This is a genomic window from Arthrobacter sp. UYEF20, from assembly GCF_040546335.1.
In the GTDB taxonomy this organism is placed as follows: Bacteria; Actinomycetota; Actinomycetes; order Actinomycetales; family Micrococcaceae; genus Arthrobacter.
In genome coordinates this window covers 47615-67097 of sequence record NZ_JBEPNP010000010.1, presented here as the reverse complement: position 1 = coordinate 67097, position 19483 = coordinate 47615, and the positions used below count along the sequence as shown (strand labels likewise).

The following is a 19483-nucleotide window of genomic DNA, read 5'->3' as shown; positions in this document are numbered from 1 at the left end:
CCACGGCAGTCCAATGAGTGCAGCAAGCGGCGCTTGCAACATTTCCCGATTCTTCGGCAGCAATTGTGCAACGGGTTGCACAATTGCGTTGGCGCTACTCGCCGTCATACGCCGGCCTTGGCCAACTCGGATTCGGCGTCCCTGACCCGCAGCTTGCCCGACATGAGCTGGGGGAGGAGGGCGTCGCGGGTGGCGGCGAGATTACGATTTTCTTCGGAAAGACTGTGCGCCGATTCCCGCAACGGTTCAGCCAGGGATTCAAACAGTTGACGGCTCTCTTCTGAGAGCAGAGGTACAGGCGCATCCTCGAATTTATCCGCGCGAACAGCGGGGTAGGCACTGCCTTCAGCGACAGATTCAAGATAGGCCGTGAACTCGGGCCTCCTAGTCACTTCGTACAGATAGGCCCACCCAACCGCTCTGGGCGTCATCACTGCGAGACCCGTGGAACCCACGAGCAACGGGTCGCTGGAAAGGTTGAGAGCATGCGACCTGCGATTGGGCCGGACAGTCGACCAGAGACTGTCGCCTCGTCGAACTGCTCGGCGAGCTCGCGACGGAGCTTCGTCCCACGCCCTGGCTTCTGGAAATTCGTATGACCCCACACTGACCGATGCGATGTCAATGTAGCGGAGTTGCCCACCAAGCGTCGGTCTTACCGTCGTGGAATTGACATCCGCTATGTCGCCCAGCCGAACAAATTCATCGTCTTCCTGTTGCAGGTGCAGAAACCTGACGCCGAGGAAGTCGTCAATCGTTTCCGCAAGTTTGGTGTTGGCGGCGATCTTGTCGTCGAGCGCTCCCAGCACCACCGCTATCGCACATTGTTCCTCGTAACTTGGGGCGGGAATTTGCACTTTCAGCAAGGCTGGCTGACGAATACCGAGAACCGTCGTGCCTGTAGCCCGGCCTTGAAGGTCAGACTGCACTTGAGTTGTCTGGAACGAATAGAAGAGGAAGCGACTGTCTAGAACGCCAGCCAAGCCCCGGAGCCCGAAAACGCGTTGCGCCAGAGTCAGCGGTTCATCCGAATCGACCAACGCGACACGGCCGAGCGGTGCCTCGCTCGTGAGGACCACGTCGTGCTTGCGCGTCTTGTGAGGCATCCACTTCTTCCACACGTCTGGCGACACCCGGCGGGCCGCCGAGAGATCAAGCACTCCATTGCCCACGGACATGCCCGAAATGGCTGGAATGCCATGTTCGCTGAACTCGGGGTTCTTTCCTCGGTTGTCGATGAGGAACTCTAGCGAATCCCCGAGAACCAGTGGCTGCCAGGTCACGAAACCCGCCCCAACTGCTCGCGCACAACCCCAGCCAACCTTTCGGACGCCTCGAACTGGTCAAACAGCTCCTTGGACAGCCGCGCGATCTTTTCCTCGATCGGCTCGCCGTCATCCTCAACATCTGCCGCCCCGACGTACCGTCCGGGCGTCAGCGCGTAGTCAGCGGCCTTGACCTCCGCGAGGCTGGCCGAATAGCAGAAGCCGGCTTCGTCGTCGTATGTCAGGCCCGCCTCAACGGCCGAAGACGTCCCGCGCCAGGCGTGGAAGGTGTTCGCGATCTTGGCGATGTCGTCATCGGACAGGGCACGCTCGGCGCGGTCCACCATGAAGCCCAGGTTCCGGGCGTCGATGAACAGCACCTGCCCGGTGCGGTCCACCGCCCCGCGCGGACCGGCGGTCTTGTCCTTGGCGAAGAACCAGGTGCAGACGGGGATGCCGGTGCTGCGGAAGAGCTGGGTGGGCAGCGCCACCATGCAGGACACCAGGTCCACTTCGACGAGCTGGGCGCGGATCTCGCCTTCGCCGCCGGAGTTGGAGGACATGGAGCCGTTGGCCATGACCACGCCGGCGCTGCCGCCGGGGGCCAGTTTGGAGATGATGTGCTGGATCCAGGCGTAGTTGGCGTTGCCGGCCGGGGGCACGCCGTATTTCCAGCGGGGGTCGGACTCGGAGCGGGCCCAGTCCTTGATGTTGAAGGGCGGGTTGGCCATGATGAAGTCCGCGCCGTTGGCCCCGCCCAGCTCGGGGTGCTGGTCCCGGGCGAAGGTGTCGCCCCAGCGGGAGGCGAGGTTGGCGTTGAGGCCGTGGATGGCGAGGTTCATCTTGGCCATCCGCCAGGTGCGCTCGTTGAGCTCCTGGCCGTAGACGGAGATGTCCGAGCCCTCCATGTTGTGGGCTGCCAGGAACTTCTCGGCCTGGACGAACATGCCGCCCGAGCCGCAGCAGGGGTCGTAGACGCGCCCCCGGTGGGGTTCCAGGACTTCCACCAGGACGCGGACCACGCCGGCGGGGGTGTAGAACTCACCGCCGCGCTTGCCTTCGGCCTTGGCGAACTTCTCCAGGAAGTACTCGTACACCTCGCCCAGCAGGTCGCGGGCCTTGCTGGCACCCTGGCCGGTGAAGCGGGCGGAGTTGAACAGGTCCAGCAGCTCGCCGAGGCGGCGCTGGTCCACGTTGTCCCTGTTGTAGATGCGGGGGAGCGTGGCGGCAAGGCTCTTGTTGTCGGCCATGATGAGGTCCATGGCTTCATCGATGAGCTGGCCGATCTGCTTGGGCCCGGCGCCGTCCATCGCCGGGAGGCCCTTGGCGTTCTCGGCCAGGTAGGTCCAGCGGGCCCGTTCGGAGACCCAGAACACGCCGCGGCCGGTGTACTCGTCCACGTCGTCGATCAGCTGGGCGATCTGCTCCTCGTTGAGCCCGTCGGCCTCCAGCTCGGACTGGATCTGCCCGCGGCGCTCCTCGAAAGCGTCCGAGACGTACTTCAGGAACACCAGGCCCAGGATCACGTCCTTGTACTGGGAGGCATCCATGGAACCGCGCAGCTTGTCCGCGGCCTTCCAGAGGGTGTCCTTGAGTTCCTTCATGGTGGACGGGGCGAGGTCCACCTTGGTCTTCGGGGGCATTAAGAAATTCCTTCGGTCTGTGGTTCGGCGAGCTTACTGCTCGGGTCTGTCAGGGTGAGGCTTCCGCCCGCTACGCCGTCCGTAATCAGGGTAGCGAGTTCTTCCAGCCGCCCGAGGCGTTCGCGGGCTTCTTGCTGCTCGTGTTGCAGCCGGGCGAGCGTTTCGCCCAGCTTCTTGCGCTGGGCATCCGGCGTCCGGCGCAGGCGCCATTGACGCCAGGATTTGTCCGCCGCCGGGAGGCTGTTAATGTCGGCGACGACGACGTCGGCCAGCAGTCCGCCGGGGTCCCCCGCGTCGATCCGCAGCACGCGGGCCGGAAACGCGACGGCGGATCCGCCTTGCGTGTCCACCAGCGCCGCGGGCCTCGGGCTGGTGCAAAAGACGACGTCGCCGGGCTCGGTGAGCCGGCCGGACGGATTGCTGGCGGCGAAGTCCAGGAGGCTGAGGTGCCTGGGCTGCGCGGTGTGCGGGTGGAGCAGCTCCGCCGGGCCCAGGACTCGGGTCCCGCCTCGTGGCGCCAGGTCCGCGTCCTCCAGTCGGTTCCCCTTGATGTAGTTGAGGTTGCCGGCGGCGATGAGTTCCTGGACGGAGGCGGGCTGAGCCTTGGCGTCCGGACCTCCCGGGAGCACTGACACGTCGCCGTATTGTTGAGGTCCGCCGGTCTGCAGCATGCGTACAAGTTCTTCCACCCGAAGGGCGGCCTCCGCGCCGCTGGAACTCGGAGCCGAACTGTGGGAAGGCGCTGCCACCAAGGACTTTCTGCTGGCCAGCAGGTGGCGGGTCTGAACCAGCCGGGCGAAGCGGAAGGAGTGCGCGCGGATGGTGGCGCGGTCACCCATCGACGCGACCATATCGCTGATGAGGTCCTGGCTGACGTCTTCTGCGAGGGCCCGCGTGCTGAGGTCAGCCACCATGGTCCAACGCTCGGCAATGGGCACCTCAGCGAAGGACGGTCCGAGCACCCACAGTGCCTGCGCCTCGCGTGGCTTGGAACGCAGCAGGCCCTGCGGCAGCCGCACGATGGCGCGTACCCGGCCGGTGCGCAGCAGCCCGGATCGGAGGCCGGCAGCCGCGGCGGCGAGCGGCAGATCGCAGAGAACCCGTGCCGGCGCGATGATGACGGCCCGCTGCTGATCGTCCATCTGCAAGGCAAGGTGCTCCACCGCGGAGAGAATCTGGGCTGCGTCCATGCCGGGTTGGCCGGGGGACGGATACTGCGCCACGTGGACCACGGCTCCGCGGACGGCAAACTCGCCGCCGGCATCGACTCGGATCTGTCCGCCGTCAACGCCATGGACGCGCAGGCGGCGACGCACCAGGCGGCACGCACCGCCGTCGTCGTCCGCTGTCAGAAAGGTGACGGGAGCACTTTCGCCGGAAGCGTGCACGACGCCCATCAGGAGGTCGCTGCCGCCGCGTGTGGAGTCGGCAAACATGGAGTTTCCGCCGAGCGTCGCGGCCAGTTCGACCGCGGCGGCGGCAATCAGCCCCACGGCAGACTCGGTGAGGGCGGTATCTGAGTGCTCCCGCAGCCCCGCCCGGAACCGGGCGGCCAGCAATTGCTCGAAGGCGGCGGCCGCGTTGTACGCACTGTCCACCAGCCGGTCCGCGAACGCCGCCGTGGAAGCAAGCGACGTGCCCGCGGCCTCCAGTTCCGAATACAGGAACAGGTCATCGGGATCGCACTCGTCCGCGACGTCCAGCAGTTCAGCCGGGCTCAGCTGCCCCAGCGCGTTGCCGGTCATTGCCTTGAGCGTCAGCAGGGCGGTGAAGGCGTCGAGTGTGTTTCTCTGGGCGCTGCCGGCCGCGGTGCCGGGCACCCGGGCGAATGCGGCGACGTCGTTGCGGGCCTCCGGGTTGTTGCCCCGTCCCGTGGCGGCCAGCCAGGCGGCGATGTGGCCGGCGTCGAAGAGTTCCCGCCCGCCCTCCAGCGTCGCCGGCCCCGGAAACGGGAGCGCCGAGCCGGCGCTCCGCTTGCGCCACATGGAAACGACGGGGCGCTGGACCTGTGCCAGGGCGGCGACGTCCGAAAGGGTCATGCGCAGGGCTTCTGCTTCGTTCATTTTCCGCCTCCTTACGACGTCGACCCCCAGCCTAACGGTGTGGGGCAACTTTTCTCCCGAGGTGCTGATAACGGGGGTTATCAGTGTTCATTGGTCCTGCTGAGGCCGGACGGCCGTAGCTTCGATTCTGCAGCTGCGAGGGAATCCTCCGGAGCTGCGACGGCGGCGGGGAACCACGCATTGGGGGACCGGTATCCCGCCGCCGCTCAGCAGCAATCCGTGAAAACAGAGGAAGAGAACATGTTGAACACCGACACCAACCCCGCCGCGGGGACCCATATCAAGGACGTGGGGCAGGAGTCTCAGCCCAGGGACACGGCCAAGCCGGGACGAAAGCGGCGCATCTTCGCCGCCGTGTCTGTTCTGGCGCTGTTGGCCGGCGCGGTGGGCGTCGGCACCACGTTGCCGGACCCGACGTCCAGCGACGCCTACGCGGCGCTGGCGGGGGAGAAAGCGTCCGTGGAGTCCGAGCGCGACTCGGCCAAATCCAGCTACGAGTCGATGAAATCGAAGTACGACACGCTGCAGAACGGTATTGCGGCCCGCGAAGCCAAGGTCGCCGCAAGGGAGACCGAGGTGGGCAAGGCCGACGCTTCCGTGAAGACGGCCGAGGCCGCCGTCAAGGTCCGCGAAGAGGCGGTGACCGGCGCTGAGAAGACCAAAGCGGCCAACACCATCGGCGACGGCACCTGGACGGTCGGTAAGGACATTGAGGCCGGCACCTACCGGGCGGCAGCGGACGTCGGCTCGTCCTGCTACTGGGGCATCTACGCGACCGGCAGCAACGGCAGCAACATCATCGATAACGATATCCCCGGCGGGGGCCGGCCCTCAGTTGCGCTGTCCGGCGGGCAGGACTTCAAGTCCGGCCGCTGCGGCAAATGGGAAAAGCAGTAGCAGCCACACGCGCACGCACGATTCATTCACCTTAGAAAGGCACCACATGTCACACGAGAACTCCGAACAGCCCTTGACCGCTGCGATTGCAGCGCCTCAGCCCCGGCCGTTCTTCAAGAAGAAGCGCTTCCTCCTCCCGGCTGGTGTCCTGGTGCTCGGCATCGCCCTGGGCTCCTGCTCCGGCGGGTCCAAGCAGGCCAGCGATGCGAGCCCTGGGGCGGCCTCGGCTCCTGCGGCAGCAGCACCTGCCTCTTCGGCAACTGCTGTACCGGCCGCTGCGCCGGCGGCACCGGCCGGACCCGCCGTCGGCGCCCCGTTCAGCGTCAAGATGCGCAACGGCGACGTCGCACGGATCACGATTGTCTCTGCTGTGCGAACGGACGCTGTGACCACCACGGCCTTCGCGACAGCACCTAAGAACGGCAGCTACCTTCTCCTGGATGTCCTGTGGGAAACGGAGGCGGGGAAGACCAGTTCCAACCCGTTCTACTTCTCGGCCAAGGACTCCAACGGGCGCAAAGCCGATCTGAGCCTCTTCGCGGACAACCAGCTTGGCTCCGGCGACGTTCTGCCGGGTGACAAGGCTCGGGGATTCATTGCTTTCGATATCGCGCCCGGGGCTTCGACCGTGATGATCTCCACCCCGCTGATGCAGGAAGCCGCACGGATCCAGATCCCGGGGTAGGGCTTCACCCAAATCCTCGGAGTTTTGATCACGATCTGCACGATCGGGATCTGCTACCCGTTCACCGTCGTTCTGGTTGAACGGTGGCGTGCCACGAGCACCTACCTGCACGGTCGGCTGTTCTGTGTCTACCCGCGGCTGACGCAGTGGAAGGTCGAAAAGACCGTCTACGCCTAAACAGGACGGCCCTGCACCCTTCGGGGTGCAGGGCTTTTTGCTAAGGGGCGCGGTGCTGACGCCGTTCCGGCACAGAGAATGCTCGGCGATACTCGCTGCAGCCCGCACGAAACACCCCGAACGCTTCACCAAAACCACCGATTCCAAAGTCCTTGCGCTCCCAGGACCCGCGGGGATCAACCAACCCAACGAAACCACCGAACAGTCAGCCGCCTAACTCCCGTTGGTACCGTTCAACTTGAAAAATTCCGGCGGGCGGCAGCCTCATGAAAACCCCGGGTTAGGATCTGGCATGATGGTCCGCGCGCTCAAGCACTCGGGACACCGTGTAGCCGATGACCAGGCCCCAGAACGCCGGGTGAATGTTGAAGAGGCTCATGCCAGACATGGTCACCACGAATGTCACTAAGGACCCCAAGGTGAACGTCGTGGCGAACGCGGTCACAAAGGCTTGCTGGAGAGCGCGCAGCATGGCAATGCCGCCCAGAGCAAGGATGAATTCCTTAGGCGTGGCGAGCATAAACCGGGTGAGGGTGGGAGCCAGGAGGGCGCAGGCGATGGCCAGGACGCCGAACACCACGGCAGCCGTGTACTGGCGCTGTCTGGTTCCTGAAGACGTCATGAGGGCGTTAGTAGGACCCGTCACGCAGGCTGAGACAGCGCCGCAGCCGGCATTGAGCAACGAAAACGCGCCCGAAACAATGGCGAAGACGTTGACCGGCGGATTGTGGCCGGCGGCACGGAGGACGGCGATGCCCTGGCCATTCTGAACGAACAACACCGTGAGAGCCAGGGGAACAACCAGTTCGAACTGGGCAGCCCAGGTGAACTCGGGAAGGGTGAAGATTGGGGTGGCCAGAATCGGCCCGCCTTCCTGGAGGGAAAATTGGCCAGTTGCCGCGACGGCGAGGCATCCAACCGCAAGGGTGCCTAGCACCGGTGGAAGGAACCTGCCAAGGGCGGGCACGGCCGTGAGGACCAGGAATGCGACCACCATTGGGGCGGTCACCAGGGGGTTCATTTGGGTCGAGGCAACGATGTCCGTGCCGAACTTTAGGAATACAGCGGCCACCATGGCCATGACAATCGGCATCGGAACCACTGCCATGATCCGCCGCACCACTCCGGTGGCACCAAGCGCGAGGACAAGAATTCCGGACGTGAAGAAGGCTCCCACCACTTCCGGAAAGGACAAGTGCTGCAGGGACGGGCCCAGGAGTACCGTTCCGGGGATGGACCAGGCGAAGCCCAGGGGCTGTCGATAGAGGAGAGACATAACCAAAGTGGCTGCCCCGCCCGAAAAAAGGATGCCAAATACCCAGGACGCGAGTTGGGCTTCGGTAAGTCCCCCCGCCGCTCCGACGGCCAGGGTAACGGCTATCGGGCCGGAGGCGGAGAAGATGAGGCCGATCACCCCGTTGGAAACATAGGGTAGGCCCAGGTCACGGAAGACCTGGCGCACGCCTGCGGCGCGAACGCCCGGGCGTTCCAGCAGGGGCTGGGGTAAATGAGCCGCAACAGTTCCCTCATGGGGGATGGCGGGTTGGTCCTGACGGGATGGCAGCATTCGGACTCCTGGCAACGGGGGCAAAAAATACAGGCGCCCTGGAGTTTGCACTCCAGGGCACCTGCGGTGCCGGGCCGAGGCGCCGGCACCGATTGTCAGCGGTGGTTCTTACTTGTGCTGGCCTTCCTTGGCGAGGACGTAGTCATAGACCACTTCTTCGCCGGCCCCACCATCCGTGCGCGGCTTGGGGTCCAGCATCAGTTCCGTCTTGACGGACGAGGCGATGTCGTCCGCGTTGTGGGGGTCGCCGGGGAAGTACAGCTGCTGGGTTACCGGCTGGAAGCCCGGCGCGGAAACCTTGATGTGGACGTGCGCCGGGCGCCAGGCGTGCCAGCCCGCCGTGCTGATCAGCTGCCCGCAAGCCCCGTCCATGGGAATCTGGTACGGCGCCGGCCGCATTGTGTTGATTTCGAAGCGGCCGTCGTCGTCTGCCTTGACCGTGGCGCGGAAGAGCCAGTCGGGGAGGCCCGGCGCGTACTGGGAGTAGAACCCGGCGCTGTCCGCATGCCAAATCTCCACCTGGGCGTTCTGGATGGGGTTACCGTCCGTATCGGTGAAGCGGCCACTGAAGTGCAGCGGGGTGCCCTCCTCGTCCTCACGCATTTCCACGGTGCCCGGGGTATTGAGCACCGGGGCGCCCGGCACGTAGTAGGGTCCTTCGATGGCGCCCACGGTGCCGGGGCGGTCCTGGGAGTTGACGTCTTCCACGGAGTGCTCCAGCCACACGTCGAGGAACAGCGGCCATTCCCCGTCAGTTCCCACCTTGATGAGCCACGCTTTGAGTGCGTTGTATTCCTCGTAGGTGACCTCGTGCTCGACGACGATGTCGTTGGCGGCTTTGATGAGTGCCCCGGCCAGCTGGCTCACTCTTTCCTTCGGCACATCAAGGCGGGAGAGCTTGCCAGAGGCGGCGAAGCGTTCGGTGGCCTTGGAGCCGGCTTCGAGTGCAGTGCCCTCGTCCTCTTGGCGGGTGTCTGCTTGGGTCTCGGTCATGGTGATGTCCATACTCCTCGTTGAATAGGGGACAGGAACTGCTCCTGAACCCGTTGCGAACCGGTGGGGGCAGGATCTGAACCTGTCGCGACGCAGCTCGCGTGATGTCCGTCTCATCGTAGGCTGCAAATAAGGACGCTACAAATATCGATTTAGCCTGTTTTCTGTCATGAAGCAGACATAAAGACACCCTTGGCCGAACCTAGGTGTTTGCCTGATGTGAGAGCCGCCACGGTAGGGAAGACTGACGTGACAACGTCCCCCTGGGCACCGCGGGTTGGCCCGGACCTCCCGCTCATCCGTCCAGCACTCTCCCATGAAGGAGCACGCCATGACCGAGAACCTGGCCCATGTCCGCGAGGTCCTTGCCGACGCCGTGATCGACGACCGTGAGAACGGCGTCATCCGTGCCAAGCGGGAAATTTTCACCGATGAAGAGATCTTCGAACTGGAGATGAAACACATCTTCGAAGGCAACTGGGTTTATCTCGCCCACGAATCCCAGATCCCCAACGTGGGGGACTACTTCACCACCAACATCGGCCGCACTCCCGTGATGATCACCCGCGACAAGGACGAAAACCTCAACTGCCTCGTCAACGCCTGCTCACACAGGGGCGCCATGCTGTGCCGCCGCAAGACGGATAACCGCACCACTTTCACCTGCCCGTTCCACGGCTGGACGTTCAAGAACTCCGGCGAGCTGTTGAAAGTGAAAGACTCCCGCAACGCCGGCTACCCGGAGACCTTCAACAAAGAGGGCTCCCACGACCTCACCAAGGTGGCCCGCTTCGAGTCTTACCGTGGCTTCCTGTTCGGTTCCTTGAAGGCTGACGTGCTCCCCCTCGAAGAGCACCTGGGTAACGCCACCAAGGTGATCGATTCCATCGTGGACCAGTCCCCGGAGGGACTCGAAGTGCTGCGTGGGTCGTCCACGTACACCTACGACGGCAACTGGAAGGTGCAGGCCGAGAACGGCGCCGACGGCTACCACGTCACCGCCGTGCACTGGAACTACGCCGCCACTACGGCCCGCCGCAGCGCCGGCGACTCCGCCAACACGACCAAGGCCATGGACGCCGGCAAGTGGGGCAAAGTCAAGGGCGGTTTCTATTCCTACGACCACGGACACCTGCTGCTGTGGCAGGAATGGACCAACCCGGAGGACCGCCCGCTGTGGGACCGCCGCGAGGAGCTCGTTGCAAAGTACGGCGAGGAGATGGCCAACTTCATGATCAACATCTCCCGAAACCTCTGCCTGTACCCGAATGTCTACATCATGGACCAGTTCTCGTCGCAGATCCGCCACTTCCGTCCCATCTCCGCGGACCAGACCGAGGTGACGATCTACTGCATCGCACCCAAGGGCGAATCGCAGGAGAACCGGTCCAAGCGCATCCGACAGTACGAGGACTTCTTCAACGCCACCGGCATGGCCACCCCCGACGACCTCGAGGAGTTCCGGTCCTGCAACAAGACCTACTGGGCCACCTCGGCGCCATGGAACGACATGACCCGCGGGTCCACCCATGAAATTGCCGGCCCCGACGAACAGGCCCAGGCGCTGGGCATGACCAGGGTCATCGCGTCCGGGGTGCGCACCGAGGATGAGGGGCTCTACCCCATTCAGCACGGGTACTGGAAGGAAGTCATGGACCGGGCCCTGGCGGAGGAGGAGCGCTCCGCACTGGATGCCGTTCCAGTCACCGCCTGACCCAGACCACGTGGAACCAGAGAGAGTGCATAACCCATGACAAACCTGACCAGACCAGCTGCGGCGCTCACGAGCGCCGAGGAGATCGCCACCCTCGAAACCGTCCGTGCCTTCCTCTACAAGGAGGCCCGCCTGCTGGATGATCGCCAGTTTGATGAGTGGCTTCAGTGCTACCACCCCGACTCCGAGTTCTGGATGCCCGCATGGGACGTCGATGACCGGCTGACCGAGGATCCGCAGAACGAGATCTCGCTCATCTACTACGACAACCGCGGCGGCATTGAGGACCGTGTCTTCCGGATCAAGACGGACCGGTCCTCAGCGACCTCCCTCCCGGAGCCCCGCACCGGGCACAACATCACAGACATCGAAATCATGGAGCACGACGGCGACCAGGTGAAGGTGCGCTTCAACTGGTTCACCCTGTACTTCCGCTACAACACCACGGACACGTACTTCGGGACCAGCTTCTACACGATCGACCTCGGCGGCGGCGAGCCGGTAATCCTGAAAAAGAAGGTCGTCCTCAAGAACGACTACATCCACCACGTGGTGGACGTCTACATGATCTGACGGCCGCGCGCCGACGCCCGGCACTTCCCGGGCGCCGGCGTTGACCGTTCGAAACCCGCTCCCAACGGGCATATCCGCACTTTCCCGGGTCGCGACGACGCGACCCCCAGCCAGGAGGAAATTATGGGCCACAAAGTAGCCCTCAGCTTCGAGGATGGCGTCACCAAAGTCATCAAAGTCGGCGACTACGAGACCGTGATGGACGCCGCGTACAAGGCACGAATCAACATTCCATCCGACTGTCGCGACGGTGCCTGCGGCACCTGCAAAGCGTTTTGCGATTCCGGCTCCTTCGATCCGGGCGACTACATTGACGACGCGATGACGGAGGAGGAGCTCGAAAAGGGTTACCTGCTCACCTGCCAGGCGGTTCCGGAGTCGGATCTGGCCATTCAGATCCCTGCCACGTCGGAATCCGCGAAAACTTCTGCCACCACCTTCACTTCCACCGTGAAGGAACTCGACAAGCACTCGGAAACCACAGTTTCCTTCACCCTGGCGGCGGAAAACCGGGATGCCCTGGCCTTCCTGCCGGGCCAGTACGTCAACCTCAAGGTCCCCGGAACCGACGCCGAGCGTTCCTATTCGTTCAGCAGCGGCCCCGAGGTGCAGGATGCCTCATTCATGGTGCGGGTGACGCCTCAGGGTGCCATGTCCGAATACCTGCGTGACAGGGCGGCGGTGGGCGACACCATTGAGTTCACGGGTCCCTACGGCTCGTTCTTCCTGCGTGAGCCCAAGCGGCCCCTGTTGCTCCTCGCAGGCGGTACGGGCCTGGCCCCACTCCTGTCCATCCTCGAGAAGCTTTCCGAGAACCCGCCGTCGGTACCCGTCCATCTGATTTATGGCCTCACCCGTGAGGCGGACATCGTCGGTCTGGACTGGCTGCGGGGATATGAGGCGAAGCTGCCCGGATTCACGTGGGACTACATTGCGTCCGAACCTGGCACGTCTGCTCCCCATACGGGCTATGTCACCCAAATTATTGAGCCCTCGCACCTGAACGATGGCGACGTTGACATCTACCTGTGCGGACCGCCTCCCATGGTCAATGCAGTGTCGAAGTGGCTGGACTCCGAGGGCATCAAGCCCGCCAACCTCTACTTCGAGCGCTTTGCCCCGAAGGAAAACACTGGGGGCGACGCGGAAACAGGTGCCCCTGCACCCGCGGAGAAGATTGAGGCGGAAGGCGACACGATGAGCCGCAGCGAGGCTGTCTCGTCCCTGGAGACCGGCCGGCTGGATTTCCGCAAGGAGGACAGCTTCGCCCAGCTTGACGCCCGCATGGGCCTGGAACTTGCAGTGAGCGAGCTGATGCTGGGCCGTCTCAGCGAGGAGCAGCTGCACCAGTTCCGCCGGCTTGCCGAGGCCACCACGCGCTCTGTTAGGGCCGGCGCCATCCAGGAACCGGATGAGTTCGCCCGGACTAACGAGGAGTTCCACGAATACCTTTTCATGGTCTGCGACAACCCCATGCTGCTCGAGTCCTACCGCCGGCTGGACGTCCACGCGCAGATGGCGGCGGCCTTCGAAACGGGAACCCCGATCTTCGAGCGGGTCACGCAGGACCACCTTGATATTGTTGATGCCTTCGAGCGCCAGGACAAGGCGCGGGCGCGGGAGGTCATCATGGCCCATGCACGCGACGCCAAGGAAACCATGGCAGCGGCGATCGACGCCAAGGCTGGCAGCTGATGACGCGCCCATATGCGGGACAGTTCGTTACTCCCGGCCGGTACGCCGGGAAGGTGGCCGTTGTGACCGGTTCGGCCCAGGGCATTGGCCAGAAGGTGGCCGAGCGGATCGGTGCCGAGGGCGGCGCCGTCGTCCTTGTAGACCGGGCCGAGTTGGTTCATGAGGTGGCGCAAGGGATCCAGGAGGCCGCGCAGCGTTCCGGTTCAGGAGGCTCGGCCACCTCAGTGAACGCTGACCTTGAGACGTTCGCGGGCGCGCAGCTGGCCGTAGACGCGGCGCTGGCAGCCCACGGCCGGGTGGACGTACTGGTTAACAATGTCGGTGGCACCATCTGGGCCCGCCCGTACGAAGAGTACGACGAGGACAAGATTGAGAAAGAGATCCGCCGCTCGCTCTTTCCCACCCTCTGGGCCTGCCGGGCTGTGCTGCCGGCCATGCTGGAGCAGGGCTCGGGCACCATCGTCAACGTTTCGTCGGTGGCCACCCGCGGAATGCACCGCGTGCCGTATGCGGCGGCAAAGGGCGGTGTCAACGCCCTGACCCAGTCATTGGCGATGGAGGTGGGCGGACGCGGTATCCGCGTGGTGGCCACAGCCCCGGGCGGCACCGAGGCGCCACCCCGCAAGGTGAAGCGGGGGCCGGAGGCCGAATCCTCCACGGAAGAGGCCTGGTACCAGGTGATCGTTGACCAAACCGTTGAATCGTCCTTTCTGAAGCGCTACGGGACACTGGACGAACAGGCCGCTCCCATCGTCTTCCTGGGATCAGATGAAGCGTCCTTCCTAACTGGCAGCATCCTCCCAGTCGCTGGCGGGGACCTAGGCTGAGGCCGCTGTGGTGGATGCCCGCCGCCGGGTCCGGTCCGCCGGTTCAGGTAGAGTTGCGGCCATGACGGCGGCATCCATACACGGCGGAGTGGCGGAGGACTTGCCGCTTGTAGGCCGGTCAGCGGTCTTAGAAGAGCTGTTGGAGATGTTCCGCACGGTCCGCAAGGGCAACGTGGGCGCAGTGGTGATCAGCGGTCCAACCGGGGCGGGGAAGACCGCCGTACTGGAGTTCTTCCTTGAGCACTGCCGCACTGTGGCCCGTGGTGTCCGCGTGCTGTCCGCCATGGGCGATGAATGGGAGGCACAGTTTCCGCTCGCCGGCTACTCCCAGCTCATGCTCACGTCGCCGCTGCGCTCGGCCAAGGATTACGACGGCGGCCCGGCCCTGCCCGCGGGCCCCGTTGCGGCTCTCACCCCCGACCAGGTGGTTAATTACGCTTCCACCCTCAGCACCCACCTCGAAGGACTGCAGTCCCACGGCAGCGTGGTTGTTGCCGTCGACGACGTCCACAAACTGGACGTGGAGAGCCTGCGCATCCTCACGTTCGTCATGCGCCGGCTGCATGAAAAACGGATTTTGTTTGTGCTCACGCTCAACCCCGATGACGCTTTGCGGGTCCCCACCGGTGCGCTGGACTTCCTGACGGGCCACCAGGTGGCCACTATCCCGCTGGATCCGCTCACCCCGCAGCAGGTTCAGGATCTCGCCCGGAGGATGCTCGGCGTCGATCTCAGTGCGACGGCGGCCCACGGCCTGGTCCAGCACACCGGAGGGCTTGCGCAACCGATCGTGGAGCTGCTCCATGAGCTGCCAGCGGAAACCTGGCAGACGTGGTTTCCCTCCCTGCCACCGACTTCCCGTGTGCGAGCCCGGGTGCGCAGTGTCCTGGGCGCAGCGTCCCCTGGGCTGGTTGCTGTCGCGGAGGCTGCGTCTGTGCTCGGGCGCGCCGCAAGCCCGGCAGAGGTTTCCCAGGTGAGCGGGGTGGAGTCCGTCATGGAGCCACTCGACGAGGGACACCGTGCCGGGCTGTTGGGGTTGACCGTTGACCAGGCCCGTTCCGCCGTCGTGTTCTTTGAACCAGGCACCGCCGAGGCCATCTACGAACAGATCGTTCCCAGCCGGCGCATTGCGCTTCATCGGCTGGCCGCTGAGGCGGTGCAGCCCGAGGGTGAACGGTTGGGCCACCGTGTCTCTGCCACACCCGGTGCCGACGAAGCCCTGGCCGAGGAGCTGGAGGAATTCGCCCGATGCCAGGCCCTGGTAGGAGCGTGGCAGGATGCGTCAACAGCTCTGTTCTCCGCGTCCCGGCTTTCCCAAGACATCCGTTCCCGGAACGACAGGCTCCTGAGAGCCGTGGATGCCCTGGTGGGTTCGGGCAACATTGCCCAGGCCCAGATGTGGACCGCGGCAGTGGACGCCCTGCCGCCGTCGCCGCTTCGGTCCTCCGTACTGGGCTACCTCTCCACCGCGTCGGGACAGAACGACAGCGCGCAGACGCAGTTGGAGATAGCCTGGCGCACCTCCAACCCGCAGCGTGATCCGTCCGCCGCCGCGCAGGTGGCACAGCGCTTCGTCCTGCACGGGGTAGCGTCCTGGGACGGCCCAATGATTACCAACTGGGCGGAACAGGCCATGGAACTTACGCAGCCGGGAACCCCCGCCCACATTGAATCAGAGGCCATCTACGGCCTGGGCCTGTTTGCACAGGGCCGACTTTCGGAGGCGGAGGCCTCCTATCACCGGGCCTTCGAGCATGCTGCCGAGAACGCCCAAAAACAGCGGGTCCAGATGGGCGCGGGCTGGCTGGCACTGCGCCTTGACAACGTTGAGACAGCGCTGGTGAACTTCGAGTCCGCGGCTCCCACGGAGTACCGGGGCGGGTCGATGCGAATCTCCCTCTGGGCCGAGGCGTGGCTGGCGCGCACGCACTTGGTGCTCGGGAACTGGGATGCGGCGGCCGCCACCGTGGCGCGCGCATCCGTGCGCCTCGAGACCTCGCGAATGCCGCTGATCCGCCCCCTGCTCTACTGGACTGCGGCGGAGCTCTGGTCCATGCGGGGAGACTGGGAGCGGGCCCGATACTACGTTTCGCAGGCCGCGGTGCAGCCGGGGACGTACTGCGCCATGCAGGTGCCGGCAAGTCTCGCCCGTGCCCGCTTCCACGAGGCGAGGGCGGACTATGAAGGCGCTTTGGCTGTCCTGCAGCCGCTGACGGAGCTGGACCCTTGGACCGAGAACCGGGTGTCCTTCTGGCCCTGGCAGGATACCTACGTCAACGCCCTGGTCATGACCGACCAGCTTGACGCCGCCGATACGTTCCTCACGGCGTTCGAGCGTGTGCCGCGCGAGCGGGAGATACCGTCCGATATGGCGCGGATGGCGTGGGCCAGGGGCCGGCTCGTGGCCGCGCAGGGAGACCCGGACACTGCCAGGGAACATTTTGAGGCGTCCCTGGGCCACCTCAGGGGGCTCAACCGGCCGTATTTGCGGGCACGGGTTAGTTTTGCCTTCGGCCAGAGCATGCGCCGGGCGGGAAAACGGCGCCTGGCGTCGACCGTCCTGCGCGCGGCCCGCGACCTATACGACTCCCTGGGGGCGGCCACCTACGTGGAACGGTGCGACCGGGAGCTCAAGGCAACAGGCCTCGACGTCGGGAACTTGCCCGACCCGGCCGACCCCGTGCTCACTGCCATGAGGGACCACCAGATTCAGCTCACGGCACAGGAGCAGGCGGTGGCCGAGCTGGTGGCGGGCGGGGCTACCAACAAGGAGGCTGCTCGGGCTCTGTTCGTGGCGGAGAAGACGGTGCAGTACCACCTGACGCGGCTGTACCGGAAAATGGGAATCCGCTCCCGCAGCGAGCTCGCGGCCGTGTTCCGGTCCAGAGACTGACCCGGAACACGACCGATACTGAAGCCTATACGCCGGTGCTTATTTGACGTCAGAGGGGTGCTTCGCGAGTGGCACTACCGAGATGTCCATGTAGGGGAACAGCGGCAGGTTCTGCAGTATCTCATGGAGTTCGTCGTTAGAGTCGACGTCGAAGATCGAGTAGTTTGCGTATTCGCCTACCACTCGCCAGATTTCCGGCCACTTGCCCGAGTGCTGCAACTGCTGCGAGTATGCCTTCTCCGTGGCCTTGATCTCCGCGGCCTCGTTGGCTGGCAGGTCGGCTGGCAGGTTTACGTCCATGTGGACCAGATACTTCATGAATCACCTTTCGGTAATGGTTGCTATCGGTCGGTGCGGTAGTGGGAGAGCTTTTCTTCGTCAACAGCGGTACCCACGCCGGGGCCCTCGGGCACACGGATGCGTCCGCCGGTGATGGCCAAAGGCTCGGCCAGCAGGTCGTCGGCCATGTCCAGGTAGTTGGAAAGTTCCGCTGCGCGCTTGGCGGTGTGGGCGAAGGCGGCGCCGAAGGTCACCGACGCGGCCGTGCCCACCTGGGTGTCGATCTGGTTGCCGATATAAACGTCGATGCCCATGCCCTCGGCCATCCCGACGATTTTGGCCGCCTCCGTGAAGCCGGACCGGGCCGTTTTTACCGCCAGCAGGTTGGCGCCTCCGGTGAGAATTTCCCGTGCGGCCTCACCGAGGTTCGCGGCAGATTCGTCTGCGGCAATGGGGATGGGGGAGTTCTCCACCAGGCGGCGGCGCCCGAGGACCTCGCGGGCGTCGTCGGGCTCCTCAAGAAACTGCAGGCCCAAATCCACCGTCCGGCGGAGTACCTCGGCTGCCTCGTTGGCAGACCAGCCGCGGTTGGCGTCCATGTAGAGCTCGGCGTCCTCGCCGAGTCCCTCCCGCAATACCCGTGCCGCCTCGATGTCGAGGTGAAGGGGACGCCGGCCGGTCTTGAGCTTGAACGTGTTGATGCCATACGTCTGGCGGAACTCCAGAGCCAACGCCAGCAACTCCTGCGCGGGCTTGAAGCCGAGCATGTGGGAGACGCGGAGCGAGTCGGAGTACCCACCCAGCAGTTTCGTCACCGGCTGGCCGAGAGTTTTGCCTATGACGTCCCAAAGGGCGATGTCCACGGCCCCCTTGGCGGTCTGGTTGTGCACCGTGCGGTACAGGATCGCCTGGACTTTCTCACGGTCAAAAATGTCGACGCCGATCAGCTGAGGAGCAAAAACATCCTCCACCACCGCAACGATCGACTTCTGCGTCTCCCCGTAGGTGTAGGGGCGCGGCGGGGTGTCAGCGGTGCCCACCACCCCATCGTCGGTGCGAAGCCTGATGAGCACATGGTCTGCCTCGTGCACGGATCCGGAAGCAAAGTGCAGTGGATGAAGATAGGGGATCGAGTAGGGAATCGCCTCAATGGCTGCGATCTTCATGAGCGGAAAGCCTTTCATCAGTGGGAAACGGCGGAGGGCCGGAGACCAGGACAGGCGCCGGGGGTCCCGCAGTTGCGGTAGCCACGACGTCCAAAAAATTGTGTAGCAGCGCAGAGTGATTCCCGCGCATCCAGGCGACAGCGAGCTCCACCACGGGGACGTTTTCAATGTCCCGGTAGGCCACGCCTTCAAGCTGGAAGGCCTGAACGCTGGACGGCATTACCGCCACCCCGCTCCCTGCGGCTACGAACGCCAGCATGGTGGAGGTCTCCCCAACCACCTGGGTGATGCGTGGCTGGAAGCCCGCCTGGCGGCACAGGTCTGCGGTGGTGCGGTAGAGCACGGATTCGGGCCCGTAGGCGATGAAGTCCTGATCCTGCAGTTCATGCATCGCCACGGGCCGATCCACGGCCAGGGCGCTGAACGAGGGAAGCGCGACGACGAGCGGCTCCTGGGTCACCGTCCGGTAGTCGATGTCCTGGGAGGCAACGGGGGGACGCAGCAACGCGGCGTCCAGAGTACCGTCCCGCAGCCCCGCCTCCATGGATGGCGTAAGCATTTCGCCGTGCAGCGCAAGGGACAGGCCTGGCAGGACCTGTTTTGCAAGGCGGGCGACCTGGGGCATGACGCCGTAGGTTGCCGACCCTGAGAAGCCCACCCGCAGGACGCCGGTAGCGCCCTTCCCGACCTGATAGACGTCCGCCTGAAGGGTCGCTACGTCGTTGACGATCTGCCGCCCACGGTCCAGCAGGAGTTGGCCCGCCGCTGTCAGGTCAACCCTGCGGGTGGTCCGGTTGAGCAACCGCACTCCAAGCTGCTCTTCCAACTGGCGGATCTGCTGCGAGAGGGGTGGCTGCGCCATATGCAGGCGCTTGGCGGCGCGGCCGAAATGCCTCTCCTCAGCGACCGCGATGAAATAGTTCAGTTGGCGGATGTCCAACCTAGTGCCGTCCTTCCGCTGACCGGTCCCGTGATGCTGCCATGGGCCCTTGATTCATTCAAATAATAACCATAATAAGCCCTACTAGGAGATTTCGTAGACGTAA

The 19483-nt window shown here is 64.6% G+C and carries 16 protein-coding genes; 8 read left to right on the top strand and 8 right to left on the bottom strand.

The genetic code is table 11. The annotated features are described in order from the left end of the window. Nucleotides 1-104 precede the first annotated feature (104 nt). Genes ABIB26_RS12740 through ABIB26_RS12730 form a run of 3 tightly spaced genes read right to left on the bottom strand, consistent with a single transcriptional unit; the run spans nucleotide 105 to nucleotide 4971 of the window. Nucleotides 105-1283 carry a restriction endonuclease subunit S gene (locus ABIB26_RS12740; protein ID WP_354243493.1) on the bottom strand — a complete coding sequence of 393 codons (1179 nt, stop codon included), beginning with the start codon at nucleotides 1281-1283 and terminating at the stop codon, nucleotides 105-107. Next, nucleotides 1280-2908, bottom strand: a complete 1629-nt coding sequence (locus ABIB26_RS12735; RefSeq protein ID WP_354243490.1) for a class I SAM-dependent DNA methyltransferase — start codon at nucleotides 2906-2908, stop codon at nucleotides 1280-1282. The genes ABIB26_RS12740 and ABIB26_RS12735 overlap by 4 nt, the downstream gene beginning before the upstream one ends. Continuing rightward, nucleotides 2908-4971: a hypothetical protein gene (locus ABIB26_RS12730; protein WP_354243487.1), complete on the bottom strand. Its 2064-nt coding sequence runs from the start codon at nucleotides 4969-4971 to the stop codon at nucleotides 2908-2910. Before ABIB26_RS12730 ends, ABIB26_RS12735 begins: the two co-directional genes overlap by 1 nt. A 240-nt stretch (nucleotides 4972-5211) precedes the next feature. On the opposite strand from ABIB26_RS12730, the gene ABIB26_RS12725 reads away from it, so the two are divergent. Genes ABIB26_RS12725 through ABIB26_RS12715 form a run of 3 tightly spaced genes read left to right on the top strand, consistent with a single transcriptional unit; the run spans nucleotide 5212 to nucleotide 6730 of the window. Then, complete coding sequence (locus ABIB26_RS12725) at nucleotides 5212-5868, top strand: PspA/IM30 family protein (protein ID WP_354243485.1); 657 nt, start codon at nucleotides 5212-5214, stop codon at nucleotides 5866-5868. Between the two features lie 46 nt (nucleotides 5869-5914). After that, the gene (locus ABIB26_RS12720; protein ID WP_354243483.1) at nucleotides 5915-6553 is read left to right on the top strand and encodes a DUF4352 domain-containing protein; all 639 of its coding nucleotides are present in this window, start codon (nucleotides 5915-5917) and stop codon (nucleotides 6551-6553) included. Between the two features lie 24 nt (nucleotides 6554-6577). After that, a complete protein-coding gene (locus ABIB26_RS12715) occupies nucleotides 6578-6730 on the top strand; it encodes a hypothetical protein (RefSeq protein ID WP_354243480.1) in 153 nt (50 codons plus the stop codon). 280 nt (nucleotides 6731-7010) lie between these two features. Here the strand turns inward: ABIB26_RS12715 and ABIB26_RS12710 are convergent, their stop codons facing one another. Together ABIB26_RS12710 and catA are read right to left on the bottom strand one after the other, a co-directional pair. Beyond that, a complete protein-coding gene (locus ABIB26_RS12710) occupies nucleotides 7011-8297 on the bottom strand; it encodes a benzoate/H(+) symporter BenE family transporter (protein ID WP_354243477.1) in 1287 nt (428 codons plus the stop codon). A gap of 108 nt (nucleotides 8298-8405) precedes the next feature. Beyond that, a complete protein-coding gene (gene catA / locus ABIB26_RS12705) occupies nucleotides 8406-9302 on the bottom strand; it encodes a catechol 1,2-dioxygenase (RefSeq protein ID WP_354243474.1) in 897 nt (298 codons plus the stop codon). Nucleotides 9303-9621: 319 nt separating this feature from the next. On the opposite strand from catA, the gene benA reads away from it, so the two are divergent. The 5 genes from benA to ABIB26_RS12680 all read left to right on the top strand — a co-directional run bounded on the left by benA (nucleotide 9622) and on the right by ABIB26_RS12680 (nucleotide 16992). After that, nucleotides 9622-11004, top strand: a complete 1383-nt coding sequence (benA, locus tag ABIB26_RS12700; RefSeq protein WP_354243472.1) for a benzoate 1,2-dioxygenase large subunit — start codon at nucleotides 9622-9624, stop codon at nucleotides 11002-11004. A gap of 36 nt (nucleotides 11005-11040) precedes the next feature. Next, a complete protein-coding gene (benB, locus tag ABIB26_RS12695; protein ID WP_354243470.1) occupies nucleotides 11041-11577 on the top strand; it encodes a benzoate 1,2-dioxygenase small subunit in 537 nt (178 codons plus the stop codon). A gap of 123 nt (nucleotides 11578-11700) precedes the next feature. Next, nucleotides 11701-13272 (top strand): benzoate 1,2-dioxygenase electron transfer component BenC, encoded by a 1572-nt coding sequence (gene benC, locus ABIB26_RS12690; RefSeq protein ID WP_354243468.1) that lies wholly within the window; start codon nucleotides 11701-11703, stop codon nucleotides 13270-13272. Then, the gene (locus ABIB26_RS12685; RefSeq protein WP_354243465.1) at nucleotides 13272-14099 is read left to right on the top strand and encodes a 1,6-dihydroxycyclohexa-2,4-diene-1-carboxylate dehydrogenase; all 828 of its coding nucleotides are present in this window, start codon (nucleotides 13272-13274) and stop codon (nucleotides 14097-14099) included. The genes benC and ABIB26_RS12685 overlap by 1 nt, the downstream gene beginning before the upstream one ends. A 61-nt stretch (nucleotides 14100-14160) precedes the next feature. After that, on the top strand, nucleotides 14161-16992 hold the full coding sequence (locus ABIB26_RS12680) for an AAA family ATPase (protein ID WP_354243462.1): 2832 nt from the start codon (nucleotides 14161-14163) through the stop codon (nucleotides 16990-16992). A 39-nt stretch (nucleotides 16993-17031) separates the two neighbouring features. Here ABIB26_RS12680 and catC read toward each other — a convergent pair whose 3' ends face one another. From catC to ABIB26_RS12665, 3 genes are read right to left on the bottom strand one after another with little or no spacing between them, the layout of a single operon-like run. Next, nucleotides 17032-17310, bottom strand: a complete 279-nt coding sequence (gene catC / locus ABIB26_RS12675; RefSeq protein ID WP_354243460.1) for a muconolactone Delta-isomerase — start codon at nucleotides 17308-17310, stop codon at nucleotides 17032-17034. A gap of 23 nt (nucleotides 17311-17333) precedes the next feature. After that, a complete protein-coding gene (locus ABIB26_RS12670; protein ID WP_354243458.1) occupies nucleotides 17334-18437 on the bottom strand; it encodes a mandelate racemase/muconate lactonizing enzyme family protein in 1104 nt (367 codons plus the stop codon). After that, complete coding sequence (locus tag ABIB26_RS12665) at nucleotides 18418-19377, bottom strand: LysR substrate-binding domain-containing protein (protein ID WP_354243456.1); 960 nt, start codon at nucleotides 19375-19377, stop codon at nucleotides 18418-18420. Before ABIB26_RS12665 ends, ABIB26_RS12670 begins: the two co-directional genes overlap by 20 nt. Nucleotides 19378-19483 lie beyond the last annotated feature (106 nt).

Bases quoted from the DNA above. Each gene is read 5' to 3' on its own strand.
- ABIB26_RS12735 (WP_354243490.1), bottom strand. From the start codon at position 2,908: ATGCCCCCGAAGACCAAGGTGGACCTCGCCCCGTCCACCATGAAGGAA.
- ABIB26_RS12730 (WP_354243487.1), bottom strand. From the start codon at position 4,971: ATGAACGAAGCAGAAGCCCTGCGCATGACCCTTTCGGACGTCGCCGCC.
- ABIB26_RS12725 (WP_354243485.1), top strand. From the start codon at position 5,212: ATGTTGAACACCGACACCAACCCCGCCGCGGGGACCCATATCAAGGAC.
- ABIB26_RS12720 (WP_354243483.1), top strand. From the start codon at position 5,915: ATGTCACACGAGAACTCCGAACAGCCCTTGACCGCTGCGATTGCAGCG.
- ABIB26_RS12710 (WP_354243477.1), bottom strand. From the start codon at position 8,297: ATGCTGCCATCCCGTCAGGACCAACCCGCCATCCCCCATGAGGGAACT.
- catA (WP_354243474.1), bottom strand. From the start codon at position 9,302: ATGGACATCACCATGACCGAGACCCAAGCAGACACCCGCCAAGAGGAC.
- benA (WP_354243472.1), top strand. From the start codon at position 9,622: ATGACCGAGAACCTGGCCCATGTCCGCGAGGTCCTTGCCGACGCCGTG.
- benB (WP_354243470.1), top strand. From the start codon at position 11,041: ATGACAAACCTGACCAGACCAGCTGCGGCGCTCACGAGCGCCGAGGAG.
- benC (WP_354243468.1), top strand. From the start codon at position 11,701: ATGGGCCACAAAGTAGCCCTCAGCTTCGAGGATGGCGTCACCAAAGTC.
- ABIB26_RS12685 (WP_354243465.1), top strand. From the start codon at position 13,272: ATGACGCGCCCATATGCGGGACAGTTCGTTACTCCCGGCCGGTACGCC.
- ABIB26_RS12680 (WP_354243462.1), top strand. From the start codon at position 14,161: ATGACGGCGGCATCCATACACGGCGGAGTGGCGGAGGACTTGCCGCTT.
- catC (WP_354243460.1), bottom strand. From the start codon at position 17,310: ATGAAGTATCTGGTCCACATGGACGTAAACCTGCCAGCCGACCTGCCA.
- ABIB26_RS12670 (WP_354243458.1), bottom strand. From the start codon at position 18,437: ATGAAGATCGCAGCCATTGAGGCGATTCCCTACTCGATCCCCTATCTT.